The organism is Metasolibacillus sp. (assembly GCF_025291715.1).
Taxonomy (GTDB): domain Bacteria; phylum Bacillota; class Bacilli; order Bacillales_A; family Planococcaceae; genus Metasolibacillus; species Metasolibacillus louembei.
This window is the reverse complement of sequence record NZ_JAMBIZ010000025.1, coordinates 15,732-40,906: the sequence shown is the minus strand read 5'-3', so window position 1 is coordinate 40,906 and position 25,175 is coordinate 15,732. Positions and strand designations below refer to the sequence as shown.

The following is a 25,175-nucleotide window of genomic DNA, read 5'->3' as shown; positions in this document are numbered from 1 at the left end:
GGATTGTCCACGCTTGCGCAAGCTACAGGGGGACATTGCAGCAAACAAACCAATTAAGCCTTACAGTAATTTGCAATGGAGCTTCCTATTAGACACACAGCTTGCGAAACAATTGCACTATATTATGGAAAATGACCTAACGGGCATCATCCACTTAGGTGCAACAGATATGCTGACGGACAGTGCCTTCTATGAGCAACTGTTACCTGAACAAGCGACACTGGAGCCTGTGCCATATGAGAATGCAGAAAGCACCTATTACTTTGGCTTAAAAACAGAGCAACCAAATCGTCTACCAAGTGATTTATATATCACAAACGCGCAAATTGTTGCTGCTTTAACAGCTTGAAAAATGGCTCTAGTTATTCACTCGATAACTAGAGCCATTTTGCTATGTTTTCTGGATTTTTTTCTTGTTGTAATGACGTTGAGCCTTTGCTCTGTTGCCACAATCCTCCATTGAGCACCAACGTCTACTTTTATTTCGGCTAACATCGCAAAATAATACACCACAGGGCTCTCCTTCACATAGTTTCACTCTGCTTAGATCCTCTGAAAGTAAAAGGTCAACCGCTGACTGGACAATGGGCCACAGCATACAATCCATTTTCTGCTGCCCCTTTTGAAATGTGAAAGCATATCCGCTATCCTTTGGGACAATTTCAACTAAGCTGTATGCCTGATTGACATAGTTATTTAAAACAGCTAAATCTGAAGGCTTGACCTGCTGATTCGTAGCTATTGCTTTGAATAAGCGGAACATCGCTTCTCGCAGTTCTATCGCATGTGCAAGCGTTTTTTCAGCCTCAATTGGTGAAATTTCGGCCTGCTCAAGTAAATGCTTTTCTTGAGTAGCTGTGATAATTTCCATCTGCCTGCTCCAATAAACAAGCGTTTCGTAATTGACGAGCTGTTCAATTGGCTGCTCTCTATTATGCCAGCTAGCGGTGTTGGTAAAATTTAAACATAAGCGTTCACCAATAAAAGTGACAGCATTGGTATTTATTTTAGACATCTTTAATGCCCTCCTTATCATAACTATTATAAAAGGGATTGACAGTTAGAATCAAAAATTTTATGATATAACCACCTAAATATTTTTAGAAGGTTATAAAATGATTGGAGGAAAAAACATGGACGAAACATTAAGAAATTCAGTGAAAGCAATGATAAAGGAAACATTTGAAGGTCCACCAATTCCAGTGAAAGGCAGCTGGTTCACTAACCCTGAGCCGAATTCGGGCATCTTTGGTGTATTAGAGGAAAGCACTTTCGACGAAGCTTCATTGCTCATCCATGGCACAACATTAGCGGCACATACAGATCATATTCGTTACCATATGTGGGGAACGAATGGCATATTAAATACTGGTAAGCAGCCAAAAATGGAATGGGAGAAAAGCTGGGAGATTCAAGCAGTAGACGAAGAACAATGGGCTCAAATACAAAAAGATTTGCACAATGAATATCAAGTACTTTTACAGGCGATTGATGCAATTGAAGAAAACGAAGTTCTGTCCAATGTGGTGATACCTTCTTTAGCGCATTCAGCCTATCACCTTGGAGCGATCCGACAAATGTTAAAGATTATAAAGGCGCAGTGACCTTTTCATTAGACATCCTTTTGCAATACAATTAAAATAACAGTTATGTAAATGCATGAAAGGGTGTCTATTCTGTACAAAATTATTTATATGAAGGCTGATTATGAGCCATGGTGGCAATTTGAAGGCTGGGAAGAAACCATTCAGGAGACATACTTTTACGAGACAGAAGAGGCACTAGAGAGTGCTTTTCAACAAATGCTGCAGCAGTTTCGTGCGCAATATGAAAAAGAAGCCAAAAAGCAAGAGGCATATTTTGCCTTTTGGACAGAAAATGAATGCGAATATTGTGAGGCATGCGATGAGGATGCGCAAATTTATCACGGATTAATCAAGGTAAAGCCAGAATAATAAAGGCTTTTTGCAATTAACAGAAATAAACGAAAATTTTAAAAAAATTTAAGAAAATAAATTGACATAGTGTAAAATGATGGTATACTAAGGATAACAATAAAATTGCTTGACCGGATACAATGGATTCACATATTACAAAGAGTGATCGGTGTAAATGACGGTACTCTTTGTAATATGTGAATTTTTATTTCGGTAAACAATTCCATATTGTTCACTTTATTTTTTGGAGGTTTTCTCAAATGAAACAAGGTACAGTAAAATGGTTTAACTCAGAAAAAGGCTTCGGATTCATCGAGGTAGAAGGCGAAAACGACGTATTCGTACACTTCTCTGCAATCCAAGGCGAAGGTTTCAAAACTCTTGACGAAGGTCAAAAAGTGGAATTCGAAGTTGTAGATGGCAACCGCGGACCACAAGCTGCTAACGTAACTAAACTTTAATTCTTAGAATTAAATGTAAATCGTTAATCAAAAGCACTTCCTGTAATGGGAAGTGCTTTTTTACATCGAATATGAAGGAGGCAAAACAATGCTAGCTACTATTTCACAGCAACCAAATGCGACCATCGCTCAATTCACACGTTCATTTCCCAGCAGTGTGCAGCAAGTATGGGCGGTGCTAACGGAAAATCATTATTTACAGCAGTGGATGCGTAATTTAGAAATCGTAGACGCACGTAAAAATGGTAAAATGCATTTTCATATGTTAGATGACACAGACGCTTTTATTGAAATGAAAATTACTGATTATGAGGAATTTAAGACATTCGCCTTCAATTGGGGCAAAGACCATGTGCGCTTCGAGCTACAGCCTGGCGAAACTGGAACGATGCTAACTTTAACAGAAAGCATTTGGCAGTTAACTGCACATAACGCAAAGGATTTAGCTGGCTGGCATATATGCTTGCAGCTATTCGCAGGGGTTTTGCGAGGAGAGCGTGAACAGGAATTTCCGACAGAGGATTGGAAAGAGTTTTACGAAGCATATACGAAATTACTAAATGTCTAGCTAGAGCGTACAATTTGTATGCTCTTTTTTATGCAGAAATGCTGTCATCGATTTGTAATATTTGTAACATTGAACATCTGTTGTAACAGTACTGCACATCACTAGCATACTGACAATCACTTCTATGCGCTTTTTAAAAAATGAGTATAGCAGGTCAACTTCGTATTTGTTCTATGTATAATGCGCTGTTAACAACCAAAAACAGGCTAATTATAATACTTTACCACCATCATTTTTTTCATATTTAAATCCATTTTAATCGTGCTGTAACATAGCCTAAAGCCCCTTTCTCTATACTTAAATGATAGAAGGGGATGAACTGTTGATGACAAAGCTTATAACAACAATGGACGATGTGATGACAATGCTTGATGACATGCTGCGAGAGCCAACTACATTTTGGAATGACTTTTATACAAATCGAGAAAAGGAAGTGCCGTTTTTCGTCAATGCACCGGATGAAAATTTAGTACAATATGTGGAGCAAGGCATATTGCACAAGGGAAAAGTATTAGAGCTAGGCTGTGGAGCTGGACGAAATGCTCTTTACTTAGCAAAGCAAGGCTTTGATGTGCGTGCAGTGGATTTATCCAGTGTTGCCTTGCAATGGGCAAAGGAGCGAGCTATAGAGGCACAAGCCCACATTCAATTCGAGCAGGCGAATTTGTTTGAATTACCCCTTAAGGAAAACCACTATGATGTTATTTATGATGCAGGCTGCCTGCACCATATTGCTCCACATCGCCGTGTGCAATATGTTGAGATTGTGCAAAAAGCGTTGAAAAAGGGCGGTTATTTTGCGGTTAATTGCTTTGCTGAACATGGTGCATATGGCGGCTCGACAATGTCAGATTGGGAAGTTTATCAGCAAAGGAGCTTGCAAGGTGGACTCAGCTATACGCAGGAAAAGCTGCAAGTAATTTTTAATGATTTTCAAGCAATTGAAATTCGCCCAATGAAAGCCATCCAACAGCCAAGCACGATATTTGGTTTGGACGGGTTCATTGTAGGGATTTTTAGAAAGTAAAACCTTAATTAAATTGCTCACGTATTTGCCGCATCGTACAAAGAAACAAGCCAACAGCGCCGATACTTGCTAATATGAAAAAGACTAAATGAATGGAATAACGCTCAGCGAGTATACCGAAAAGCGGTGTTAAGCAAACAACACTACCTTGATTAAAAAACATGCGAATGCTCGCCGCTCTACCGTGATATTTGTGGACGGTAGCTAGTTGCTGAATTGCTTGGAAGGTTGTCCGTAGCCACGTTGTACTATAGCCAATCCCAGCACAGCCAATTACGACAAAAACAATGTTTGGCGCCAATGCCAATAAAAGCAGACAAAGCATTAACCCTACCATGAGAATGATTGGAGAAAATTGCTTAAACTGTTTCATATATTTTGCGCCGAGCAGCCCTGCTAACACGCCACTGATGGATAATGTTATTTCAAGCAATCCATAAACCGGTGCTGTAGACTGTAAAATCTCATACGTATAAGCTGCTAAAAACCCGACTGTTGTATGATAAGTTAATTGACCAATCATCATATTACTATGGTCATTGCGCAATGATCAGCTATCTATTGATGATTTAAGCCACAAAATACAGCTAAGTCCAAAGCAAGTAGTACGTAAATTGAAAAAATGGGAGGAGGAGGGCTGGATTTGTTACTATGCAGGAAAAGGGAGAGGGCATCTATCAACAATTCACTGGCAAAAGGATGTAGAACACCAGCTTCTGATTTTATTGAAGCAAGCATTTGAGCAAAAAGATTTCAACATGCTGGCAGCTATTCAGATGACCTACTTCTCAGATGGATTTCAGCAAAAAGTAGCGACACTATTAACAGAGCAGCTACTACTAAATACGCACTCAATGGACCCGATGCTGACAATACCTATTTATAGCAAAAGCCTCAATCTTCATCCACATCACTATATAGATACGGAAAGCGGCTGGGTGCTATCACATATTTATAGTCGTCTTGTAACGCAGCAGCAAGATAAATTTCAAGGAGATATAGTTCATCATTGGGAGCAAGTTGAAGATTGTTTTATTTTTTATGTTCGTCCCTTTATTTATTGGCACAATAGTGAGAAAGTGAAGGTAGAGGAGATTATTCAATCGTTTACAGCAACATTTGAGCTGGAGAAATACAGCTATTTTTATCGCAAAGTCATACATATTAAAAAGCGAACAAGCACAACTTTTGAAGTGATTTATAATGGCAAGGAAGAGGAGCTGCTCACACTTTTTTCTCAATTGGACTTTAGCTTACAGCATCCTTTTGCAAAAAACATTGGAACAGGCGCCTATAAAACGCTTCAAAATATGAAAGGCGTAGTGCAATTAACTGCAAATACGCAGTATCATCTTGCACAAGCTCTAATTGCCAATATTCAATTTGTAACGATTCCCTCAACATTAAAAAGAAAGCTAGAATGGTCAATGCAGCAGCAATATCAACGCCACGTAGAGCTAGGTGGCATTGTCTCTGCATACTTAAATCCCCATTCTCGAAATTGGCAAAGACAAGAAGCGCGCCTTTTTATTCTCGGTATATTAAAGCAATTCGCACAACAAATCGAACAAGTAGATCCATTAAAAATTTCATACGCGCATGAAAATGTGCCAAACTTACAACCTATTAACATAGAAAAATTACGGATTGGCTATATTGTCAATAAACCTAAATTTGTGGAGGCTTTACAAGCGTTTTTTGAAAAGCAAGAGGTAGAAGTGGAAGTATTCAAGCGGAAAATGGATGATAGTGTCATTGCTAATTTATTTGAACAAATGGATGTATTACTTATAGGAGAATATCCTGGAGCATCCTTTATTTTAGAACAGGACACAGGGCACCCGTTATCCATGTGTTTAGATAACACATGGCATACGCCCCTGTATACCTCTTTTCGTGAAATATATTATCCTAGCAATTTTAAAAGAAGCGATGAAGTAATTTATGGCTATCCAAACTTAACGAAATGCTGGGTCAGTGAAAGCATGCTTAGTGAGAAACCCTTTAATAAGCAAAATCACCCTATTCCAAAATAAAATGAAACTATAAATAATTGCTGCCATACTTCCAGCAACTGCGTCGTTATGTAGATGCCCAACGATAAAAAAGGACAGCACAAATAAAATAGGCATATCTGAAAGCATCATTATTAACCCTAAGCTAATCCATTTTTCAGTACGCCTTTCATTTAGCTGAGCTGACGTCTGGCTATATCCAAATTGACGAGCCATTTGAGGCAATCAATAACGATACCTATCAGCAAACAGTCGACCTGTTAGAAAAAATGGCGGAGCGCCATAACCTAGCAGGTCTCTATAAAGTTGCCACTTGGCCAGTAGGGTTTGTTTGGTAACTAGGCAAAAAAGCAAAAGGCTAGCAGCAGTCTTTTGCTTTTTATATAGTAAATCAAGAGCAAAGTAGTGAGGTGAAGGAAGGCTTTTGTTTTTGAACATGGCTCCTTCTTTTGCACCACTATTTTTTATTTTGCTCCTCCAATTGCTTTGAAATTTTTCGCAGCAATTCATTCGTTTCAGAAATATCAATCCCTCTACTAACCGCTTTTTCAATAATGATATATAGAACAATACAAAACACTAATATTAAAATAATAATTAAGCCAATATGCAAAGGGAAACTCCTCCTAAAAACGTCAAAATAATTAGCTAGGCAAAACGTGTAAAAGCACTTATTGAAGCCGATTGAAATTGATACAATAGCATTTTGCACATGCATGGCAAAAGCAAAAGGCTTTCACTACAAGACCAATTTTTCTTTAATCGTATGTACAATGGTCTCTACCATCATATTTTCAGTATCGATATATTCACTGAAATCATATGTATGATAGGCCTTCAAGCATTTGTCCGTTTGCTGGAAGCACCAGTTGCCCTCCTCCTCACCACGCAGTCTAAGCCTTTCGTAAATGGTCTCTTTACTTGCGGATAAGCAAAAATGGTAGGTAGCTTCATCAATTTGTTTGAAGCCGTCATAAATAAATTGAAAATAGTCAAATTTGCGAATGGTCATCGGCACAATAAGATGACGCTGATAATTTTTCATCAAATGCTGTGCCATCTCAACCGTTAGCTCTTTCCATAATGCTAAATCTTGAAAATCACCGGTAGGGGATTCCATTTTCTTAATATCGAGAGGCACCACATTGCGCAGCAAATAGCCAACTTCCTCCGGGTCATAAAGCATGCTGTTGTCAATTTCATTTTGTAGCCTTGTGGCAATGGTTGTTTTTCCTACACCAAATGCGCCATTAATCATAATAATCATTTTCTAAGCTCCTTTAAAATAAATAGATTACATTTTGCCTTCCTTGATCCAAGTCCAAATTCGATAACTTCCAAATAACGAAACAAATAATAACGCGAATAATGCAATGACCCATATTGTAAGCCTATCAATGGCCATTAATCCTTCTGCGTTTATAAAGACAAAGGTTGCAAAGCCTAGTAACATGAGGTAACAAAATATATTTGGAATCATCCAAATGATTCTGAGCTTTGTATTTTTCAAATAGATGCTCCTTTTTATATAGTCATGATTATTATACAGTTATCTGTAAAAATAACAATTTCTTATAGTGTATATTGAAAATACTGTGAGGTAATATAGCTGGATAACCTCGCTACTTTGGATTCAATTAGTGTTAATGATTGTAGAATAATTATGATTCATCCAGCATTTTCAAAATATCATACGAGAAAAAACAGCAAATATGCAAATAGCAATGAGAAAGAGCTGACCTTCTGCTCGTCAGCTCTCTTAAACAATTTATTATTCAACCTCAAGCTCTTTCAACGTAGAAGAAACAACAAATGCCTCATCACCATCCACCATTTCCGTAACACTTTTCACTAATCCATAGCCGCGCACATAATAGTTTGTTTCAGTTATATTTTCAACTTCTTTCACAATGACAATCGCATCGTCAAAGGTGCGATAAGGTGTGTCTATTGGTGCAGAGGTGTCGGTAATTGTCCAATTATCCTCAGACTGTCCAATATCAATTGGGGCTTTTAGGAGCGTTGAAATCACTTGGTATGTGTCGAGTGCAGCCTCATCGAACTGAGCGACATCCTCCACCTCCTGAAATATTAATTCGATTGCTGTACCTGTAATTCGATACACTTTATTAATAGTAGCACCGCCATTATCAATGCGGACATGGACGTAATCAGAGCTAAGCCAAAATGTTTGCTCCGTATAGCTAGCAAATTCATTGCCTTCACCTTCAAAAAATGCGGTAGAGCCATCTTCTTTAAAAAAGAGCTGCAATTCATTTGTTTGCTTTTCGGTAGGTGGGCTTTCAATTGGCTGTGTTTCATTGCTACAGCTCGCTAAAAATAGCATGGTGCAAAACAAAAAGAAGTAACGCATTTTTACCACTTCCTTTTGGGGTTTTTAACACTTTACCACTTTTTCTTTGAGCATAAACCTGCTAATAATAAATTATATTCGTTTTGTGCTTGACAAATGGTGGATATTGTTTTAAGATTAAGTTAATAAAATCAACTGTAAAAGAAGACATGAAATCACATATTACAAAGAGTAATCGTGTTTTGATAGATACTTTTTGTAATATGTGATTTTTTTTCGATTCGAGTAATAAGATTTTATTTAATACAATTAATGGAGGTCATTCAAATGACACAAGGTACAGTAAAATGGTTTAACGCAGAAAAAGGTTTCGGATTCATCGAAGTAGAAGGCGGTCAAGACGTATTCGCTCACTTCTCAGCTATCCAAGGTGAAGGTTTCAAATCACTTGAAGAAGGCCAAAAAGTTGAATTCACAGTAGAAGAAGGCCAACGCGGACCTCAAGCTGCTAACATCGTAAAACTATAATTTACGAAGAAAACCACTCTTAATTGAGTGGTTTTTTTATTTGTGAGCAGAGCGTATTAAAGAGAGCATACCAGTTGCCACAGGTTTTAGGGCAACTGGTATGAAGTTTCTCTTGTAACAGATTAGATATTTTCTTTCGTGGCAATATCCTTTACAACATCCTCTAAAGTAAGACTTTTTAAAACCTTTTCCATCGCCAATTGAGCTGATGCGAATAATGGTTCAATAGTATTTTGGATGTTCCTACCGACGAGGCATTCAGGATTTGGACTATCATGTACAGTAAATAATTCTTTCTCCTGTACAACATTTACAGCCTTATAAACATCAAACAATGTAATTTCAGATAATTCTTTCGCGAGCTCAGCTCCTGCAACACCAGGTCGAACATTTACTAAGCCCGCAGTTTTAAGCATCCCCATAATTTTTCTGATGACAGCAGGGTTTGTATTGACACTTCCAGCTAAAAACTCTGACGTACTTATCCCACTTTTATTTATTTCAATAAGAGCTAATATATGAATACCTACAGAAAATCGACTACTAATTGACATTTTAATCACCTTTCATGTATACATGTAACATAATAATACACCTGTAATTCATTTTATTACAAGTATAATTCAATTGTAGTAGCAATAAAAAAAGTATTGACATATGCCTTAAATGTAATTAATATGATTACAGGTAACTTGTATGGTTACAAGTTATTTTATTCTTAGGAGGATCTTAACATGAAAATTGCAATCATTGGCGCAAGCGGTAAAGCTGGACGTCTTATTTTGAAAGAGGCTGTTAGTCGTGGACATGAAGTAACGGCTATTGTAAGAGATGCTTCAAAAATTGATGATAAAAATATTGTGGTAATGGAAAAAACTATTTTTGATTTGACATCTGATGATGTGAAAGAATTTGAAGTAGTTGTGAATGCATTCGGTGCGCCCCTTGGTGAGGAGCAGGCGCATGTTGATGCAGGGCATGCTCTAATTGAGGCACTAAAAGGAACTGATACAAGAGCAATTATTGTAGGTGGGGCAGGAAGCCTTTACGTAGATGAAAACAAAACGCTTATGGTCATGGAAACACCTGACTTTCCAGATATATTTACCCCGACTGCGAAAGGGCAAGGACGCAATTTACAAGAGTTGCAGGAAACGGCTACTATTACATGGACATTTATTAGCCCATCTGCCATGTTTGATGCAGAAGGAAAGAGAACGGGTGCATACCAATCTGGAAAAGACCACCTTTTGGTTAATTCGAAAGGCGAGAGCTATATTAGCTATGCAGATTATGCGATTGCGGTAGTGGATGAAATTGAAAATCCTCAGCATATCAATGAGCGTTTTACAGTTGTTGGCGAAGCACAGTAAGTATAGACAGGTTTGGTTTGATTATCTTCAGGAAAAAGAGGCTTCTCTGACAATGAGAAGCCTCTTTTTTAGGTGGATTACTTCAACCCTTGTGATTCCTTCCACTCAAGGAATTCATCATATGTTAATTGCTTATCTAAAATCGACCCGTCCTCACGAATTTCGATGATGCGGTTAGCGATTGTTTGGATGAATTGGTGGTCATGTGATGTGAACAGCATCGCACCTTTAAAGCGAATTAAGCCTTCGTTTAGCGCTTGAATGGATTCAAGGTCTAAATGGTTTGTTGGCTCATCTAAAATAACTACGTTAGAATTCGCTAGCATCATTTTTGATAGCATACAGCGAACCTTTTCTCCCCCTGATAACACAGCAGGAGATTTTTTCACTTCCTCACCAGAGAATAGCATACGACCTAAGAAGCCACGTAGGAAGCTTTCTGTTTCGTCATCTGGTGAATATTGGCGTAACCAATCAACCAATGTTTTTTCATCACCAGTGAAGTATTTATCATGGTCGTTTTCAAAATAGCTTTGTGATGTTGTCACACCCCATTTGAATGTGCCGCTATCTGGCTCCGCATTTTCCGTTAAAATATCGAATAATGCCGTTTTCGCATTTGGGCTACCTAAAAAGGCAATTTTATCATCTTTGTTCATTGAGAAGCGCAGGTCTTTGAATAATACTTCTCCATCTAATGAAGCAGATAAACCATCAACTGTTAATACGTCATTTCCGATATCACGTCCGATTTGGAAGTTGATAAACGGATATTTACGGCTAGATGGGCGAATATCGTCTAACTCAATTTTGTCTAACATTTTTTTACGAGAAGTCGCTTGCTTCGATTTAGATGCGTTGGCAGAGAAGCGTGCAATGAATTCTTTTAATTCTTTAATTTTTTCTTCTTTTTTCGAATTTTGGTCAGATAGCATTTTTTGTGCTAATTGGCTTGACTCATACCAGAAATCGTAGTTTCCTACGTATAATTGGATTTTACCGAAATCAAGGTCTGCGATATGCGTACACACTTTATTTAAGAAGTGACGGTCATGCGATACAACGATTACTGTATGTTCAAAGTTGATTAAAAACTCTTCTAGCCATTGAATTGCCTTTAAGTCAAGGTGGTTGGTAGGCTCATCTAGTAATAGAACATCTGGCTCACCAAATAATGCTTGTGCAAGCAATACTTTGACTTTATCAGAGCCTTCTAAGTCTGCCATTTTTGAATAGTGCAGGTCATCGCCAATGCCTAAGCCGTTTAATAATGTAGCGGCATCTGACTCTGCTACCCAGCCGTTCATTTCAGCGAATTCGCCTTCAAGCTCTGCTGCACGCATGCCGTCTTCATCAGAAAACTCTTCTTTTGCATAAATTGCGTCTTTTTCCTTCATTACTTCATAAAGGCGCTTGTTTCCCATAATAACAGTGTCTAACACTGTATGCTCATCGTACTCAAAGTGATTTTGCTTTAATACCGATAAACGCTCGTCCTTGCCCATTGATACATGGCCTTCCTGCGCTTCGATATCACCTGCTAAAATTTTTAAAAATGTTGATTTCCCAGCACCGTTTGCACCGATTAAGCCATAACAGTTACCTGGTGTGAATTTAATATTTACGTCTTCAAATAGTTTACGATCACCATAACGTAAACCAACGCCACTTACTTGAATCATGTAAGCTTCCTCCTTCAAATTAAACAACGAGCAAATATGCTCTTATTTGTACACAATACTTTCTATTATAGCGTAACTTCTCCATAAAGGAAATGAAGAAATACGATATAGAAATTGTGAAAAATTTGTGCTTAACTTACTAAAGGAAGTTACCAAAGAAATGAGGAATTTTGAATGAAACATAAAAAGCTATTGCTCATCATTGCCATTTTTATTGTATCGCTTAATTTACGACCAGCGATTACATCAATTGGTCCTGTCTTAAATACGATTCGTGCAGATTTACATATTTCAGGAACACAGGTCAGCTTGTTAACAGCGATTCCTGTTTTTTGTATGGGGCTGTTTGCGCCGCTTGCTGTACCGATGCAGCGCCGCTTTGACTATCGATCCTCCATTGTGCTACTGATTGCCCTGATTGGTGTTGCTACATTTGCTCGGATGTTTGTCACGAATTATAGCATGCTGCTTATAACGAGCTTGCTAGTAGGCTTTGCGATTGCCATTATTAGCCCCATGCTGAATACCTTTATTAAAATGTATTTTCCACATAACGTCGGAACCGTTGTCAGCATTTATTCTTTAGCGATGGGCACAGGTGCGGCTTTAAGTGCGGGCTTTACAGCTATTTTTTATGAGTATTTCGGTCAATGGACAATCGCCTTAGGTGTGTGGAGTGCACTTGCCATAGCAGCGATTATTATTTGGCTTGTCGCATTGAAGCGTGAGGAAGGGGTGACACTTTTTGCGCAATTGTCACCAGAGGTGCGCAATCCTTGGAGAACGAAAAAAGCATGGCTGCTCTTGCTATTCTTTGGTCTACAAGCATCGCTGTTCTTTTCATTAACGACTTGGTTAGCGCCTGTAGCGATGGCACAAGGATTTTCTATCGTAACAGCAGGAACGGTGTTAACGGTAATGTCACTTGTACAGTTGACAACCAACGCATTATTGCCAAGCGTGCTGGCAAAGTATCCGAATCCAATGATGTGGTTATTTGTGCTGTTAACAGTCGGCGGAGTAGGCGCTGCCTGCTTATTTATGAATGCGACTGTCGCTATTTGGGTGGGGGCCATGCTATTAGGGGTGACATTAGGTGGCTTATTCCCACTTGCCTTAACATTACCATTAAATGAAGCACGCAATAACCAGGAAGCGAACGCTTGGAGCTCCATGGTCATGTCAGGTGGCTTTATGATGAGTGCGATTATGCCATTATTGATTGGCTTTGTTTATGACATGCTACAAAGTCATTTTTATACGAAAGTCATGTTTGTTATATTAATTTGTGCATTATTTTGTGCTGTTTTAGCGATTCGTCGTGCAGGGAAAAATGCATGAATTTACTTTGACGTCTTTACAGTTTTTCAGGTAAGGTAATAGTATATGCGAATAAGGGGTGGGAGATAGATGTATTTTCCAAAGATGATTGAGATTACAGAGGTTGGACCGAGGGATGGTTTGCAAAACGAAGCTAAATTTGTACCAACAGCACAAAAAAAGCAATTGATTGAGCAGTTGGTGAAAACGGGTGTGAAGCGCATTGAAACAGCTTCATTTGTGCATCCGAAAGCTGTCCCACAAATGGCGGATGCGCAGGAAATTGTGGCATTCTCGAAAAGCTTAGGCATTGATTTTCTTGTATTGACACCGAATATGAAGGCATTGCAGCTTGCATTAGCTGCTGGGGTGCAGCAAATCGCAGTGTTTGTTGGCGCAAGTGAAACATTCAATGAACGTAATATTCGTCGCTCAATTGAGGATTCTTTGCAGGAATGTGCAGACATGTTCCAAGTAGCAAAGCAGCACAATTTATTTGTGCGTGGCTATGTGTCAATGTGCTTTAGCTGCCCATATGAAGGAGCTATTTCCTATGAGCAGGTCACACGTGTCGTTCGCCATTTTGCAGAGCATGGAGTGGATGAAATTTCGATTGGGGATACGAATGGACAGGCGACGCCGAGAATGGTTTATGAGCGCTTTGCAAAATTGCGTGAGGATTTTCCAAGCTTGAAATTTATTGCGCATTTCCATGATACGAATGGCTTTGCTTATGCCAATACGATTGCTGCGCTACAGGCGGGCATTACTGCCTTCGACAGCTCGGTTGGCGGACTAGGGGGTTGTCCATTTTCACCTGGGGCAACAGGTAATATTTCAACAAATAAGCTAGTTGAGCTGATGCATAAAATGGATATTGCTACAGGCATTGATGAGGAAAAATTACAATTAGCGAGCAATTTCGCTCATAATATTATTATGTAAACTAAAAGGGGGAATTGAACGTTTTGAAAATGCAAGCAGCCAAAAAACATTTACAAACGTATTTTGGCTATGAATCATTTCGAGAAGGGCAAGAGCAAGCCATCGCTCAAGTGCTGGATGGTATTGATACATTAGTTGTTATGCCAACAGGTGGTGGAAAATCACTATGCTATCAAATTCCGGCTCTCTCTTTAGAGGGAACGACGCTTGTTATATCGCCGCTCATTTCACTGATGAAAGATCAAGTAGATATGCTTGTCGCAAGTGGTGTGCCAGCAGCCTTTTTAAATAGCTCACAATCGATGGAGGAAGTGCAGGACGTGCTGCGCGATGTGCGCAACGGTCGCATTAAAATGCTATATATTGCACCAGAGCGCTTAGATAATGATTATTTTTGTCAAACCTTGGCGACGATTAAAGTACCTTTAATTGCCATTGATGAGGCACATTGTATTTCGCAATGGGGACATGATTTTCGACCAAGCTATCGCAATATCCAAAATGTGCTACAGCTCTGGGCGGAGCGTCCAACCGTTGTAGCATTAACGGCAACAGCAACGCCAACCGTTTGTGATGATATTCGCTCGATACTCGCCATTCAAGAGGAGCATACCTTTATTACAGGCTTTGCACGTAGCAATTTGCGCTTTTCAGTACAGTCGGGTATTAGCAAGGATGCCTATGTAAAGCAATTCTTGAAAAATAGCCAATCTGAAGCGGGCATTATTTATGCAGCAACACGTAAAGCGGTTGATTCTTTATATGAACAAATTAGCAAAATGGGCGTGCGTGTTGCCAAATACCATGGTGGCATGGATGAAGTGTCGCGCGCAGATGAGCAAAATCGTTTTTTACAGGATGAAGCACAAGTAATGGTTGCAACGAATGCATTTGGCATGGGCATTAATAAAACGAACGTGCGCTTCGTGCTGCACTATCAAATGCCACGCAATATGGAGAGCTACTATCAGGAGGCAGGTAGGGCAGGACGAGATGGCTTGCCAAGTGAATGTATTTTGTTGTATGCCTCTAGCGATGAGCAAACACAGCGTTTTTTAATTGACCAAGCACAGGATCGCACACGCATTCCATTGGAGCTGACGAAGCTGCAGCAAATGGTTGATTACTGTCATACAGAAAACTGCTTACAGCAATATATCATTAGCTATTTTGGCGAGGAAAATGCGGAGGGATGTGGACAATGCAGCAATTGTGCAGATGCAAGACCGAAAGAGGATGTCACAGAGGATGCACAAAAGGTGCTGTCTTGTATCGTGCGTATGGGGCAAAAATTCGGTAAAACGATTACCGCTCAAGTGCTGGCAGGCTCACGCAATAAAAAGGTCACAGAGTTTCGTTTTGATAAATTGCCGACATACGGCATTTTAAAGGCGATGTCAGCAAAGGATATTGCTAACTTTATTGAGTTTTTAATCGCAGAGCAGCTAATTGCGGTAAGCAATGGGCAGTTTCCAACAATCTTTGTGGCAGAGCGCGGAAAAGAGGTACTGCTAGGCAATGTACGTGTTTATCGTAGACAAGCTGTTGTACAGCAAGTCGTGCACGATAAAGATCCGTTATTCGAGGAGCTGCGTGCTGTCCGTATGGCGATTGCTAAACAAGAGGGCGTGCCACCATTCGTTGTTTTCTCTGATAAAACATTGCATGATATGTGTGCTAAGCGCCCGCAAAATGCCGCAGAATTTTTAGCGATTAGCGGTGTAGGAGAAAGCAAGCTTGAAAAGTATGGAGCACAGTTCATTGAAGCGATTGTGACATTCGAAACAGCTAACGTATAATATTATTATGTAAACTAATAAAATAGCCTTCAAAATAGTAGAATAACTATTTTGAAGGCTATTGTTCATTTAGACAATATCGGTTCTTGCATACGGCCAATCATAGTACATATCATTTGTAAAGTTGATAGGTGATGGATGATGAATAAATTGCTCCTCACATACAGTAATGACAGGAAAATCTGCAATCACTTCTGTTGTCACAGTAGTTAATAGATTTTTTTCTTCCTCTTTTTGATTACTACGCGAGCGAATACCTTTTGCATAAACATATTCCTTTCATATCGCTTGATAAATTTGGCTACGAGTATTTTAGGGCAACAAGCCGTTATTGATACCCGCCGCGAGCCTCTGGTAATTCCTGATAGGCTGGTTTTTCGCGCACGATGCTCCATATTTGTTCACGCAAAGCTAAAAGCTTCTTGCCATCCTTTGTCAGCTCGCAAAACTGTTGTGAAACACTATAATCAAATGTTTGTCCATCTATGGTAATATGCCATTCGTCCTCACTATAAGGTATTTGCTTACAAGTGGATTGAGGAATCAGCTTTTTTGGCGTACCGATATGGATCTCCTTCATTTCTTCATAAATAGCGCGCATGTCATCTTCTGTTAATTGCAGGGCAGTAGAAGCTGTGCCATCTACAATTAAATCCTTAGTTACTGTATTGTCGTACGTATTGATGCTATTTCGTTTGTTTATGCCAAATTGCACTTTAAAATTAAAATCGGCAGGCATTTCTTCTGGGAGAACGTTCTCCGTCTTTTTCTGACAGCCAACTAGTAAGATGAGGGCAACAACAAGTACAAGCCATTTTTTCAAGACATGTCCTCCTAAAAGACAAGCTGCACAAGCATCATATAAAAACAAGTACCTGCGGCAATGGATAGCAGCATATTGCGTTTCCAAAGATGCAAGCAGACGACAACGAGTACCCCTAAAATTTCAGGTAATCCGTGATGTCCTGATAAAAAGCGCACATCCTTAAAGCAATAAATAACAAGCATACCAATAACGGCAGCAGGTAATACTTTTCCGATATATTGAATATAAGCAGGTGTTGGCTTATTGGCTGGAAAAATGAAAAACGGTAAAAAACGCGTCAACATCGTACCAAGCACCACCACACCGACTGTAATAATTTGCTGTGCAATTGTCATAGGGCAGTCCTCTTTTCCTTTTGTAATGATGGACGAAGAAGCGTTAAAACACCTAAAATTGCTAGCATCGCAGGAATGATAAAGCGTTCACCGCCGAAAATGGCGAGTGAAAGTGCCGATAATGCAAGACCGATTAGAGCGCTATGATGCTGCTTAGTAGTTAGCCAGTTTTCAAGGAAAATCACAACAAAAAGTGCTGTCATGACAAATTCCAAGCCCTCTGTATTGAAGGTGATGAATGAGCCGAAAACGCCACCAATCGTTGCCCCAGCCACCCAATAAATTTGGTTAAGTAATGTTACAAATAGCATGACTTTTCCTTTATCCAGATGATTCGGAATATTTAATGTACTATTGATGGCAAAGGATTCATCACACATACCGTAAATTAAATACCATTTCTTATGACCAGCTCTTCCATATTGATCAAGCATTGAGATACCGTAAAATAAATGCCTTGCATTAACCATGAGCGTCAGAAAGAATGCGCTCAATGGATTAAAGGAAATAAGCAGCAGGTTGGCTGCAACAAATTCCATCGAGCCTGCAAAAATAAAGAGGCTCATTAAAATTGGGTAAATCGCATGAAAGCCTAAGGAATTCATAAAAATTCCGTAGGCGATGCCTAAAAATAAAAAGCCCGCTAAAATTGGAATCGTTTGAGGAAACGCAAATTTTAGCGCAGCACGTGTTGCGCTACTCAGATTTATTCACTCCTTTGTACTATATGAACGGACAGTTGTTATACCGCAAAACCTAGCAATCAGTGGGGAAGTGCTAAATCTCCACTGATTACAGCTTTCCTTTACTTTTGCCAATGTGTATCGATAAATTCATCGCGCCCTGATTTGGCACGGTCTTCCTTATAATGCGCAGTCTCTTTTTTGTAATAATCCTGATGATAATCTTCTGCGACGTAAAAAGTTTCCGCATCTCGAATAACCGTCACAATTGGTTTTTTAAAGCGACCACTTGCTGCAAGTGCCTGCTTTGATTTTTCAGCGATAAGCTGCTGTTCCTTGCTATGCGTAAAAATCGCCGTTGTATACGATTCGCCACGATCGTGGAATTGACCACCTGCATCTGTTGGGTCGATTTGCATCCAGTAAATCTCAAGTAGCTGCTCATAGCTAAAAATGCTAGGGTCAAATTCAATTTGTACGACCTCTAAATGTCCTGATTTGCCACCTTTGACATCTTCATATGTTGGGTTCTCTACATGACCACCCATATAACCGCTTGTTACTTTATGTATGCCGTCCCATTGGTCAAATGGCTTTACCATGCACCAAAAACAGCCACCTGCAAATGTTGCTTTTTCCATTGTCATTCCTCCTTGTCATTAGCCTGTATTGTATCATGTGGCAAAAACGAACGACAACATATTTGAACTTTCTTCCACAACAATCGTCTAAAATAATAATTACATATATAATATGTGGGAAAAATAGTATAATCGTACTGATACAATCGGTAAAAGGAGAATTTTATGGAACAGCACGAACAACGACAAACACGTCATCAACGGAAAAAATTTCGAAAGGGGAGACTTATTTTTCTTGCCCTCCTCGCTATTTTATTAGCAGGGGCTGCTTATAGTATCCAGCAATATCGCAGTGGGCTAAAGCTAGCAAGCGAAACAAAGCCACCAGCACAGGATTTTGCGGCAGATGCGAAAAATGGGGAAATTGAAAACTTTTTAATTTTAGGTGTCGATAGCCGAGGGGAGGAGAAATCACGCACAGATACGATGATGCTATTATCGTGGAACCGAGATACGAACGATATGAAGCTCGTGTCGTTTATGCGCGATATTTATGCAGATATTCCAGGCTATCAATCGTACAAGCTAAACACAGCTTATTATTTAGGTGGTGTGCAGCTATTAAAGGAAACATTAAATACGATGTTTGATGTACCAATTCACCATTATGCGATGATTGATTTTAAAAGCTTTGAGGCAATGATTGATGTGTTAGCACCAGATGGGATTACAGTGGATGTTGAAAAGGATATGTCAGCATTTATTGGGGTGTCATTAAAGCAAGGGACACAGCAGTTAAACGGCAAGGAATTGCTTGGCTATGCGCGTTTCCGCCAAGATGCAGAAGGTGATTTTGGGCGTGTGGCTCGTCAGCAAAAGGTAATGGATGCATTAAAAAATGAGCTATTTTCAATAGGTAATGCCAAAAATTTGCCGAAATTTGTCGGTGCTGCACAAGGCTATATCACGACAGATTTAACGTCTGCTGAGGAGCTGAAAATGGCACTATCTGTTGCTACAGGTGGCGGTGTAGATATTGAAAAAATGACGCTTCCTGCTGAAGGGACATATACATTTAATGCCTATCAGCATGCAGGCTCTGTGTTAGAAATTGATAAAGAACAAAATAAAGCGTTGTTACATGAGTTTTTACAGATGAAATAAACTGATAATTCATGATAAAATGACAGCACAATAGCTTTACAGAAAATTTGACAATTGGCAGAGGTGGTTTTTTGGAAGAGAGCAAAGCAAGAACACAAAATAAGCAACTACCGCAGGAAACATCAAATTTCTTTTCAACACGTTTTATTCGGTTTTTAGGTGGGAAAAATTTATTATTCTTCCTGCTCATTCTGTTAATTGTTGGCTGTGTCATTTTTATTTACGATAAAATTGCGTTTATTTTCCAGCCGCTACGCGTATTGTTTGAGGTCGTTATTTTACCAGGGGTGCTTGGCGTTATTTTATATTATTTAACACGACCATTTTTGCGTTTATTAATGAGATGGAAGATTTCAAAAATATGGGCGATTTTAATTATTTATCTTGTCGCAATCGGTGCCTTAACGCTAACGATTGTCCTTATCTATCCATTTTTACGCGATCAGTTTACAAATTTAATGAATGAGTTTCCAGCTTATTTCATGGCATTTGTTGAAAATATTGTGTCATGGCTAAACAATTCGCGTTTAAGTGACTATTTTTCAATGATTAATCTTGAATACGATAAAATGATTACCAACTTAACAGAGGATATTGTCACACAAGTAAAGGATTTTGCAACAGGCTTTGCGACAAGCGTAGCGACGGGTATTACGGGCTTTGTTTCCGCACTAACAGGCTTAGTGCTGTCGTTAGTCATCGTCCCGTTTATTTTGTTTTATTTGCTGTATGAGGGCGAGAAAATGCCGAAGTTTATTTTGCGTAATACGCCACCAAGCATGCGTAAATTTGTAGGAGATGTGCTACACGACATGGACAAGCAAATTAGCTCATATATTCAAGGGCAAATTTTAGTGTCCATCTGTATCGGCGCAATGGTGACAATCGGCTTTCTCGTTATCGGCTTAGATTATGCATTGCTGCTCGGTGTATTGGCGATGGTAACAAGCGTTGTACCATATTTAGGTCCCGTTATTGCGATTACACCAGCAGCGATTATTGCAATTGTGTCCGATTCACCTTATATGATTTTAAAGCTAGCAGCCGTTTGGACAATTGTGCAATTAATCGAAGGGAAGTTTATTTCGCCACAAATTATGGGCAAATCATTAAGCATCCATCCGATTACAATCATTTTTGTTTTATTAACAGCTGGCTCGTTGTTTGGCGTACCAGGTGTTATTTTAGGGCTCCCAACATATGCGCTCATTAAAGTGTTAGTGACACATATTTACCGTGTGTTTAAGCAGCGCTATAATCGCTTTCAGCTAGAGGACGAGCATATGTATGAGGAGTAAAGGGATATATTTTATTTCGCTCATTTTGTTACTAGTGGCCTGTAGTGCACAAGAAAATGAACAGCATAATAAGTATTTAAGCGAATACGGCTGGCATGCGAAAAAGCTTCTAGCAAAAGAAACCTTTGTGCTGAAAATGCCTGAGGAATTACTTGTTAATTATGAAGCGAATGCGCTCTTCTTTTTCCGAGAATATGAAGGGGAGGAAGTAACACAATTTCTTTATTTGTTAAAGGAACGTGACACAGAGCGCGAGCGACTTAAGGCAGTTATTTATGAATGTAATGGGGAAATCATTGGTGGTCATGGCATTTTGCCAAATTGGATACCGGGTATTTTTCGCTTAGAGGATAAAGAACGATTACAAGAGGATAAGAAAATATAGCAGGACTGCTGACTATACGTGTCAGCAGTCCTATTTTATCTTTATTTAATTGTCTGTAGCTTCTCTACAGCACGTGCAAGTAGCGCTGAATTTTGAACAAGAGCTAGACGCACGTAGCCTTCGCCAGCTGTACCAAAGACAGTGCCTGGCACCATCACAACACCAGCCTGCTCAATTGCTTTAAATGCAAAGTCTACACTTGTCATTGCATATGGATATTTAGCCCAAACGAACATACCACCATTGGAAGGAGCCACCTCCCAGCCGATTTGTTGTAGTCCGTTCATTAATATTTGATGACGTTCTGCAAAAGTTGTACGTAAGCTTGCTGTAATTTCCTCTGCATTGTCTAAAGCAAGCGCGGCCGTTAATTGAACAGGCTCGAAAATACCGAAGTCTAAATTCGACTTTAATTGCTTAACAATGCGAATCATTTCAGCATTACCAACAATATAGGCGATGCGAGCACCTGCTAAGCTAAAGCTTTTCGATAAAGAATTGATTTCCAAGCCTACATCCTTGGCCCCAGGTGTTGCTAAAAAGCTCATTGGTGCATCGCCTGTGAAGTAAAATTCAGAATAGGCAGCGTCATGTAAGACGATAATATTGTATTTTTTAGCGAATGCTACAACCTCCTCGAAATACTGTTTAGAGGGCATTGCGGGCACAGGGTTACCAGGTAAATTTAAAAGAAGCAGCTTTGCTTTTTCCGCAATTTCTGCTGGAACGCTTGCTAGGTCTGGTAAATAACCATTTTCTTTTGTGAGTGGCATATAGTAGGGAGTTGCACCAGCTAAATGGATACCTGCATCGTAAGCAACATAGGCAGGATTTGTCGTTAAAATAATGTCACCAGGGTTGCAAAAAGCGATTGGTAGATGCACTAGGCCTTCCTGTGAGCCCATTGTTTGTAGCACTTCCGTTTCGGGGTCAAGCAGCACATCATTGACTCTTGCGTAGTAGCGGCAGACAGCGTCGTTAAAAGCTTTAACACCTGTCAACGTATAGCCATAAGATTGTGGGTTAGCCGTAAGCTTGGCCATATTTTCAAGTAGCATAGGAGCAGGTGGAATATCAGGGCTTCCTAAGCTTAAATCGATAATTTCTTGTCCGTTTTGTTGTTGCTGTAAAGCAAATGCTTTTAGTTTTCCAAAAATCGCCTCTGTAAAAAGCGACATTTTTGATGATGCTTCGATAATCAAAAAGAACACTCCTAATCTGTTAAAAAGTACACTTTATTGTAACATAACATATAGTAAATGTATTTTAATAATTCAGAAAAAAATATTAAAGTTATTGCTATTGTATACAGAACAATCTGAGAATTCTCGACTCAGCACTAATACTCGAAGCTAAGAACACATTAGTATTGCGCAATAGGACATGAAAAAAGCTGTCATCATTAAAGATAACAGCTTGGCATAAATTAATCTTTATTTACTTCCATTGCACGATACATAAATACGGCAAAGTGAGCGCGTGTCAACCCTTTATCCTCTCGGAATGTTTTATCCTCATAGCCGGTTGTAATATTGTTTATATAGAGTGCATCGACAAATGGTGCGACTTTAGGCGATACATCAATGAGTGGACTTTTTTGCTCGCTGCTAGAAAGCTTATAGGCGATTGCTAAAGCACGTGCCATTTCTCCTCTTGTAATAATATCGTTCGGTCGAAAATCAAAATTATCAGCATGCTGAATAATATCTGCTTCCAGTACACGGCGAATATCTTTGTAATATGGGTTATCCTTGCTAACATCCGTTAAAGAAATGCCTTCATATTCGGTTGGAAGCGTAGGGAAGGCGCGACTAATTAAAGCGGCCGCATGCTTGCGTGTCATTAATTCATTTGGTTTAAATGTGCCATCTAGATAGCCTGTAATGACTTCTTTCTTCGCCATTTCTTGAATAATTGTATAGTAATTATGTTTAGGTGAAACATCGCTAAATGTTTGACTAGCAGCCATTGTTGACGATGGTGTAGCTACGCTTACAGCTGCGATGGCAATCGTTGCGCTAATGAATAAATTTGTTTTTTTCATTCTGTTATTACCTCTCTCATATTTGATTTGATCATTTGCTCTGGACGGAAGCTACATTATTTATCATAAACTGTTTCCCTTTTATTTTCCACTTATCTTGTCAATATACAACTTTCATGCTAGATAGATGGCAGATAAGTACTAGTTTTTTCTCGCTCAAAAAAAGTGTATATTAACTATAAGAAAAGGGGAGAGAAAGATGAAAGTATATTCATTAAGTGGGCCAAGTGGTACAGGAAAAAGTACCTCTGCGCTGCAATTTGCTTATGATAAAGGAATCGAAGGAATTATTGATGACGGTTTATTCATCCTTCATGGCAAAAAACAGGCTGGCATTAGTGCTAAATTTGAAAAAAACACATTAACAGCTGTGCGTCGTGCCATTTTTGAAGATCCAGCACATCGTCAGGAAGTCCAAGCAGCTATTCAAAAGGTGCAGCCTTCGTCCATCTTAATTATTGGGACATCAGATAAAATGACGAAAAAAATTGCGGAGCAGCTAGAGCTTGGACCAATTACTCAATTTTATCAAGTACAGCATATTCGTTCTCCACGCGAAATTCAAATTGCTCGCTTTATTCGACAAACAAAGGGACAGCATGTGATGCCAATTCCATATGAGCAAGTAGAGCAAAATTTTTTCAAGCGCTTAGTACGAAAGGGACGGGCGATTTTTGTCAACAATCGAGTGAAAGTCGGAGAAACGACAATCGTTCAGCCTGACTTTCACTATGAAACAATCACCATTCATAAGCAAGTATATCGAGATGTGTTATTGCATGTAATGAGTAAGAGCCCTATTATCGCACAGGTAGAAAAGCTAGCATTTAATGTGGCTACGATGCCTAAAATTACTGTCAATATCATTTTAAAGGCCTCGATTCATACAAATATAATAGAAGAGCTGCAAGGCTTACAGCAGGAAATCGCAACAGCATTTGTACAAACCTTTGAGCTGGAGCCTGAGTATATTCATTTTACGATTAAAGGGCTGAAACTAATATAAGCCTTAGTTGCTGCGTGTAAAATTCGGCTGGCGCTTTTCAACAAATGCACGCACGCCTTCAGCAAAGTCATTGGGCGAAACAAACGGAGTAGTACCTTGCCATAAAGCAGGGGTTGATTCTGTGCATTGTTGTACCGCTGCTTTGACCGCCTGTAAGGAGTCAGGAGACATGCCTGCTACAAGCTTTCCTAAGCGAATCATAAATTTTGTTACATCCTTTTCAGCGACTAAGTAATTTAACATACCTGCTTGAAAGGCTTCTTCTGCTTTATAGGTGCGTCCTGTGAAAACGAAATCCTTTGTTGCAGAAGGACCAACAAGATTTACAAGACGCTTAGCAAAACGATTGTTTAGCATAATGCCTAATTTTCCAACGGGAATGCCCATTTTCGCTTTATCTGAGCCAATGCGAATGTCGCAAGCAAGTGCAAGCTCTAAGCCTGCACCCATTGCAGGTCCATTAATGACCCCAATAACAGGAAGTGGTAAGCTTTCAATTGTCGAAATAGTACGCTCCATTTCAACAAAGGCTTGCTCTGCCTGCTCCAGCGACATCGTATGAAATTCTTTAATATCTGAGCCTGCTGAAAAATTTTCACCAGCTCCACGCAAAATAAGCACTTTATTTTTCGGATTTTGCAAAGCTTGTAAGGTAAGGGAGGCGAGCTCACGCCACATATTTGCTGTTAATGCATTTTTAGCTTGTGGCCGATGGATAGTAATAATCGCAAGGCTAGCTGTTTCTTGATAAATCAATTTTGCGTCTTCCTCATGTAAGCGTACTGTTTGTATTTGCACAAAAAGCCCTCCATTTTCTTTTGAATTACTGCAAGTATGCCACAAAAGTGCACCGAGTTGAATAAAAATGACTGTTTCGCTATAAT

The 25,175-nt window shown here is 39.3% G+C and carries 31 protein-coding genes; 16 read left to right on the top strand and 15 right to left on the bottom strand.

The annotated features are described in order from the left end of the window. The first annotated feature begins 13 nt into the window (after nucleotides 1-13). Entirely contained in the window at nucleotides 14-349 is a 336-nt protein-coding gene (locus M3Z76_RS14410) for a hypothetical protein (protein WP_293928390.1), read from the top strand. 42 nt (nucleotides 350-391) lie between these two features. Here M3Z76_RS14410 and M3Z76_RS14405 read toward each other — a convergent pair whose 3' ends face one another. Next, on the bottom strand, nucleotides 392-1,015 hold the full coding sequence (locus tag M3Z76_RS14405) for a CGNR zinc finger domain-containing protein (protein ID WP_293928391.1): 624 nt from the start codon (nucleotides 1,013-1,015) through the stop codon (nucleotides 392-394). Nucleotides 1,016-1,133: 118 nt separating this feature from the next. Between M3Z76_RS14405 and M3Z76_RS14400 the strand changes: the two genes are divergently transcribed. The 5 genes from M3Z76_RS14400 (at nucleotide 1,134) to M3Z76_RS14380 (ending at nucleotide 3,993) form a co-directional block, all read left to right on the top strand. Next, nucleotides 1,134-1,604, top strand: coding sequence for a hypothetical protein (locus M3Z76_RS14400; RefSeq protein ID WP_293928392.1), 471 nt, complete (start codon nucleotides 1,134-1,136; stop codon nucleotides 1,602-1,604). A gap of 63 nt (nucleotides 1,605-1,667) precedes the next feature. Beyond that, complete coding sequence (locus M3Z76_RS14395; protein WP_293928393.1) at nucleotides 1,668-1,955, top strand: DUF1033 family protein; 288 nt, start codon at nucleotides 1,668-1,670, stop codon at nucleotides 1,953-1,955. A gap of 242 nt (nucleotides 1,956-2,197) precedes the next feature. Further along, nucleotides 2,198-2,398: a cold-shock protein gene (locus tag M3Z76_RS14390; RefSeq protein ID WP_004230088.1), complete on the top strand. Its 201-nt coding sequence runs from the start codon at nucleotides 2,198-2,200 to the stop codon at nucleotides 2,396-2,398. A gap of 88 nt (nucleotides 2,399-2,486) precedes the next feature. Next, nucleotides 2,487-2,966 (top strand): SRPBCC family protein, encoded by a 480-nt coding sequence (locus tag M3Z76_RS14385; RefSeq protein WP_293928409.1) that lies wholly within the window; start codon nucleotides 2,487-2,489, stop codon nucleotides 2,964-2,966. 325 nt (nucleotides 2,967-3,291) lie between these two features. Continuing rightward, nucleotides 3,292-3,993 carry a class I SAM-dependent methyltransferase gene (locus tag M3Z76_RS14380; RefSeq protein WP_293928411.1) on the top strand — a complete coding sequence of 234 codons (702 nt, stop codon included), beginning with the start codon at nucleotides 3,292-3,294 and terminating at the stop codon, nucleotides 3,991-3,993. A gap of 4 nt (nucleotides 3,994-3,997) precedes the next feature. Here the strand turns inward: M3Z76_RS14380 and M3Z76_RS14375 are convergent, their stop codons facing one another. Beyond that, nucleotides 3,998-4,519: an MFS transporter gene (locus tag M3Z76_RS14375; protein ID WP_293928413.1), complete on the bottom strand. Its 522-nt coding sequence runs from the start codon at nucleotides 4,517-4,519 to the stop codon at nucleotides 3,998-4,000. A gap of 88 nt (nucleotides 4,520-4,607) precedes the next feature. Here M3Z76_RS14375 and M3Z76_RS14370 point away from each other — a divergent pair, with 88 nt between their 5' ends. Continuing rightward, the gene (locus M3Z76_RS14370; RefSeq protein ID WP_363319895.1) at nucleotides 4,608-6,029 is read left to right on the top strand and encodes an SgrR family transcriptional regulator; all 1,422 of its coding nucleotides are present in this window, start codon (nucleotides 4,608-4,610) and stop codon (nucleotides 6,027-6,029) included. Between the two features lie 436 nt (nucleotides 6,030-6,465). Here the strand turns inward: M3Z76_RS14370 and M3Z76_RS14365 are convergent, their stop codons facing one another. The 3 genes from M3Z76_RS14365 to M3Z76_RS14355 form a co-directional block, all read right to left on the bottom strand. After that, nucleotides 6,466-6,621, bottom strand: a complete 156-nt coding sequence (locus M3Z76_RS14365; protein ID WP_293928415.1) for a hypothetical protein — start codon at nucleotides 6,619-6,621, stop codon at nucleotides 6,466-6,468. A gap of 126 nt (nucleotides 6,622-6,747) precedes the next feature. Then, nucleotides 6,748-7,275, bottom strand: coding sequence for an AAA family ATPase (locus M3Z76_RS14360; RefSeq protein WP_293928416.1), 528 nt, complete (start codon nucleotides 7,273-7,275; stop codon nucleotides 6,748-6,750). A 504-nt stretch (nucleotides 7,276-7,779) separates the two neighbouring features. Then, nucleotides 7,780-8,382, bottom strand: coding sequence for a hypothetical protein (locus M3Z76_RS14355; RefSeq protein ID WP_293928417.1), 603 nt, complete (start codon nucleotides 8,380-8,382; stop codon nucleotides 7,780-7,782). 267 nt (nucleotides 8,383-8,649) lie between these two features. On the opposite strand from M3Z76_RS14355, the gene M3Z76_RS14350 reads away from it, so the two are divergent. Then, the gene (locus tag M3Z76_RS14350; RefSeq protein WP_004225195.1) at nucleotides 8,650-8,850 is read left to right on the top strand and encodes a cold-shock protein; all 201 of its coding nucleotides are present in this window, start codon (nucleotides 8,650-8,652) and stop codon (nucleotides 8,848-8,850) included. A 122-nt stretch (nucleotides 8,851-8,972) separates the two neighbouring features. On the opposite strand, the gene M3Z76_RS14345 is transcribed toward M3Z76_RS14350, so the two are convergent. Continuing rightward, the gene (locus tag M3Z76_RS14345; protein WP_293928421.1) at nucleotides 8,973-9,404 is read right to left on the bottom strand and encodes an Rrf2 family transcriptional regulator; all 432 of its coding nucleotides are present in this window, start codon (nucleotides 9,402-9,404) and stop codon (nucleotides 8,973-8,975) included. 180 nt (nucleotides 9,405-9,584) lie between these two features. On the opposite strand from M3Z76_RS14345, the gene M3Z76_RS14340 reads away from it, so the two are divergent. Continuing rightward, complete coding sequence (locus M3Z76_RS14340) at nucleotides 9,585-10,223, top strand: NAD(P)-dependent oxidoreductase (protein ID WP_293928422.1); 639 nt, start codon at nucleotides 9,585-9,587, stop codon at nucleotides 10,221-10,223. 77 nt (nucleotides 10,224-10,300) lie between these two features. Here the strand turns inward: M3Z76_RS14340 and M3Z76_RS14335 are convergent, their stop codons facing one another. Next, nucleotides 10,301-11,905 (bottom strand): ABC-F family ATP-binding cassette domain-containing protein, encoded by a 1,605-nt coding sequence (locus M3Z76_RS14335; protein ID WP_293928423.1) that lies wholly within the window; start codon nucleotides 11,903-11,905, stop codon nucleotides 10,301-10,303. A 174-nt stretch (nucleotides 11,906-12,079) separates the two neighbouring features. On the opposite strand from M3Z76_RS14335, the gene M3Z76_RS14330 reads away from it, so the two are divergent. The 3 genes from M3Z76_RS14330 (at nucleotide 12,080) to recQ (ending at nucleotide 15,969) form a co-directional block, all read left to right on the top strand. Continuing rightward, on the top strand, nucleotides 12,080-13,246 hold the full coding sequence (locus M3Z76_RS14330) for an MFS transporter (RefSeq protein WP_293928425.1): 1,167 nt from the start codon (nucleotides 12,080-12,082) through the stop codon (nucleotides 13,244-13,246). A gap of 69 nt (nucleotides 13,247-13,315) precedes the next feature. Continuing rightward, a complete protein-coding gene (locus M3Z76_RS14325; RefSeq protein ID WP_293928427.1) occupies nucleotides 13,316-14,170 on the top strand; it encodes a hydroxymethylglutaryl-CoA lyase in 855 nt (284 codons plus the stop codon). A 29-nt stretch (nucleotides 14,171-14,199) separates the two neighbouring features. Continuing rightward, nucleotides 14,200-15,969 carry a DNA helicase RecQ gene (gene recQ / locus M3Z76_RS14320; RefSeq protein ID WP_293928471.1) on the top strand — a complete coding sequence of 590 codons (1,770 nt, stop codon included), beginning with the start codon at nucleotides 14,200-14,202 and terminating at the stop codon, nucleotides 15,967-15,969. 69 nt (nucleotides 15,970-16,038) lie between these two features. Here recQ and M3Z76_RS14315 read toward each other — a convergent pair whose 3' ends face one another. From M3Z76_RS14315 to msrA, 5 genes are all read right to left on the bottom strand, one after another. Continuing rightward, entirely contained in the window at nucleotides 16,039-16,224 is a 186-nt protein-coding gene (locus M3Z76_RS14315; protein ID WP_483310173.1) for a MafI2 family immunity protein, read from the bottom strand. Between the two features lie 73 nt (nucleotides 16,225-16,297). Next, nucleotides 16,298-16,792, bottom strand: a complete 495-nt coding sequence (locus M3Z76_RS14310) for a hypothetical protein (RefSeq protein WP_293928430.1) — start codon at nucleotides 16,790-16,792, stop codon at nucleotides 16,298-16,300. Nucleotides 16,793-16,803: 11 nt separating this feature from the next. Then, on the bottom strand, nucleotides 16,804-17,130 hold the full coding sequence (locus M3Z76_RS14305; RefSeq protein WP_293928431.1) for a branched-chain amino acid transporter permease: 327 nt from the start codon (nucleotides 17,128-17,130) through the stop codon (nucleotides 16,804-16,806). Then, entirely contained in the window at nucleotides 17,127-17,840 is a 714-nt protein-coding gene (locus M3Z76_RS14300; RefSeq protein ID WP_293928472.1) for an AzlC family ABC transporter permease, read from the bottom strand. Before M3Z76_RS14300 ends, M3Z76_RS14305 begins: the two co-directional genes overlap by 4 nt. A 95-nt stretch (nucleotides 17,841-17,935) precedes the next feature. Next, nucleotides 17,936-18,454 (bottom strand): peptide-methionine (S)-S-oxide reductase MsrA, encoded by a 519-nt coding sequence (msrA, locus tag M3Z76_RS14295; protein ID WP_293928433.1) that lies wholly within the window; start codon nucleotides 18,452-18,454, stop codon nucleotides 17,936-17,938. Nucleotides 18,455-18,619: 165 nt separating this feature from the next. On the opposite strand from msrA, the gene M3Z76_RS14290 reads away from it, so the two are divergent. The 3 genes from M3Z76_RS14290 (at nucleotide 18,620) to M3Z76_RS14280 (ending at nucleotide 21,241) form a co-directional block, all read left to right on the top strand. Continuing rightward, nucleotides 18,620-19,558, top strand: coding sequence for an LCP family protein (locus M3Z76_RS14290; RefSeq protein WP_293928435.1), 939 nt, complete (start codon nucleotides 18,620-18,622; stop codon nucleotides 19,556-19,558). Between the two features lie 71 nt (nucleotides 19,559-19,629). Then, a complete protein-coding gene (locus tag M3Z76_RS14285; RefSeq protein ID WP_293928436.1) occupies nucleotides 19,630-20,856 on the top strand; it encodes an AI-2E family transporter in 1,227 nt (408 codons plus the stop codon). Then, nucleotides 20,846-21,241 (top strand): DUF4830 domain-containing protein, encoded by a 396-nt coding sequence (locus M3Z76_RS14280; protein WP_293928437.1) that lies wholly within the window; start codon nucleotides 20,846-20,848, stop codon nucleotides 21,239-21,241. The genes M3Z76_RS14285 and M3Z76_RS14280 overlap by 11 nt, the downstream gene beginning before the upstream one ends. A gap of 41 nt (nucleotides 21,242-21,282) precedes the next feature. Here M3Z76_RS14280 and M3Z76_RS14275 read toward each other — a convergent pair whose 3' ends face one another. Beyond that, nucleotides 21,283-22,419: an aminotransferase class I/II-fold pyridoxal phosphate-dependent enzyme gene (locus M3Z76_RS14275; RefSeq protein ID WP_483310172.1), complete on the bottom strand. Its 1,137-nt coding sequence runs from the start codon at nucleotides 22,417-22,419 to the stop codon at nucleotides 21,283-21,285. A 248-nt stretch (nucleotides 22,420-22,667) separates the two neighbouring features. Beyond that, a complete protein-coding gene (locus M3Z76_RS14270) occupies nucleotides 22,668-23,285 on the bottom strand; it encodes an S-layer homology domain-containing protein (protein ID WP_293928439.1) in 618 nt (205 codons plus the stop codon). Nucleotides 23,286-23,484: 199 nt separating this feature from the next. Here M3Z76_RS14270 and M3Z76_RS14265 point away from each other — a divergent pair, with 199 nt between their 5' ends. Further along, on the top strand, nucleotides 23,485-24,291 hold the full coding sequence (locus tag M3Z76_RS14265) for a hypothetical protein (protein ID WP_293928441.1): 807 nt from the start codon (nucleotides 23,485-23,487) through the stop codon (nucleotides 24,289-24,291). Between the two features lie 3 nt (nucleotides 24,292-24,294). Here M3Z76_RS14265 and M3Z76_RS14260 read toward each other — a convergent pair whose 3' ends face one another. After that, nucleotides 24,295-25,089: an enoyl-CoA hydratase/isomerase family protein gene (locus M3Z76_RS14260; protein WP_293928443.1), complete on the bottom strand. Its 795-nt coding sequence runs from the start codon at nucleotides 25,087-25,089 to the stop codon at nucleotides 24,295-24,297. Nucleotides 25,090-25,175 lie beyond the last annotated feature (86 nt).

What these genes read in the sequence shown, in the direction of transcription:
- M3Z76_RS14405 (WP_293928391.1), bottom strand. Translation starts at nt 1,015, where the DNA reads ATGTCTAAAATAAATACCAATGCTGTCACTTTTATTGGTGAACGCTTA.
- M3Z76_RS14400 (WP_293928392.1), top strand. Translation starts at nt 1,134, where the DNA reads ATGGACGAAACATTAAGAAATTCAGTGAAAGCAATGATAAAGGAAACA.
- M3Z76_RS14390 (WP_004230088.1), top strand. Translation starts at nt 2,198, where the DNA reads ATGAAACAAGGTACAGTAAAATGGTTTAACTCAGAAAAAGGCTTCGGA.
- M3Z76_RS14385 (WP_293928409.1), top strand. Translation starts at nt 2,487, where the DNA reads ATGCTAGCTACTATTTCACAGCAACCAAATGCGACCATCGCTCAATTC.
- M3Z76_RS14380 (WP_293928411.1), top strand. Translation starts at nt 3,292, where the DNA reads ATGACAAAGCTTATAACAACAATGGACGATGTGATGACAATGCTTGAT.
- M3Z76_RS14375 (WP_293928413.1), bottom strand. Translation starts at nt 4,519, where the DNA reads ATGATGATTGGTCAATTAACTTATCATACAACAGTCGGGTTTTTAGCA.
- M3Z76_RS14360 (WP_293928416.1), bottom strand. Translation starts at nt 7,275, where the DNA reads ATGATTATTATGATTAATGGCGCATTTGGTGTAGGAAAAACAACCATT.
- M3Z76_RS14355 (WP_293928417.1), bottom strand. Translation starts at nt 8,382, where the DNA reads ATGCGTTACTTCTTTTTGTTTTGCACCATGCTATTTTTAGCGAGCTGT.
- M3Z76_RS14350 (WP_004225195.1), top strand. Translation starts at nt 8,650, where the DNA reads ATGACACAAGGTACAGTAAAATGGTTTAACGCAGAAAAAGGTTTCGGA.
- M3Z76_RS14345 (WP_293928421.1), bottom strand. Translation starts at nt 9,404, where the DNA reads ATGTCAATTAGTAGTCGATTTTCTGTAGGTATTCATATATTAGCTCTT.
- M3Z76_RS14340 (WP_293928422.1), top strand. Translation starts at nt 9,585, where the DNA reads ATGAAAATTGCAATCATTGGCGCAAGCGGTAAAGCTGGACGTCTTATT.
- M3Z76_RS14335 (WP_293928423.1), bottom strand. Translation starts at nt 11,905, where the DNA reads ATGATTCAAGTAAGTGGCGTTGGTTTACGTTATGGTGATCGTAAACTA.
- M3Z76_RS14330 (WP_293928425.1), top strand. Translation starts at nt 12,080, where the DNA reads ATGAAACATAAAAAGCTATTGCTCATCATTGCCATTTTTATTGTATCG.
- M3Z76_RS14325 (WP_293928427.1), top strand. Translation starts at nt 13,316, where the DNA reads ATGTATTTTCCAAAGATGATTGAGATTACAGAGGTTGGACCGAGGGAT.
- recQ (WP_293928471.1), top strand. Translation starts at nt 14,200, where the DNA reads ATGCAAGCAGCCAAAAAACATTTACAAACGTATTTTGGCTATGAATCA.
- M3Z76_RS14305 (WP_293928431.1), bottom strand. Translation starts at nt 17,130, where the DNA reads ATGACAATTGCACAGCAAATTATTACAGTCGGTGTGGTGGTGCTTGGT.
- msrA (WP_293928433.1), bottom strand. Translation starts at nt 18,454, where the DNA reads ATGGAAAAAGCAACATTTGCAGGTGGCTGTTTTTGGTGCATGGTAAAG.
- M3Z76_RS14290 (WP_293928435.1), top strand. Translation starts at nt 18,620, where the DNA reads ATGGAACAGCACGAACAACGACAAACACGTCATCAACGGAAAAAATTT.
- M3Z76_RS14280 (WP_293928437.1), top strand. Translation starts at nt 20,846, where the DNA reads ATGAGGAGTAAAGGGATATATTTTATTTCGCTCATTTTGTTACTAGTG.
- M3Z76_RS14275 (WP_483310172.1), bottom strand. Translation starts at nt 22,419, where the DNA reads ATGTCGCTTTTTACAGAGGCGATTTTTGGAAAACTAAAAGCATTTGCT.
- M3Z76_RS14270 (WP_293928439.1), bottom strand. Translation starts at nt 23,285, where the DNA reads ATGAAAAAAACAAATTTATTCATTAGCGCAACGATTGCCATCGCAGCT.
- M3Z76_RS14265 (WP_293928441.1), top strand. Translation starts at nt 23,485, where the DNA reads ATGAAAGTATATTCATTAAGTGGGCCAAGTGGTACAGGAAAAAGTACC.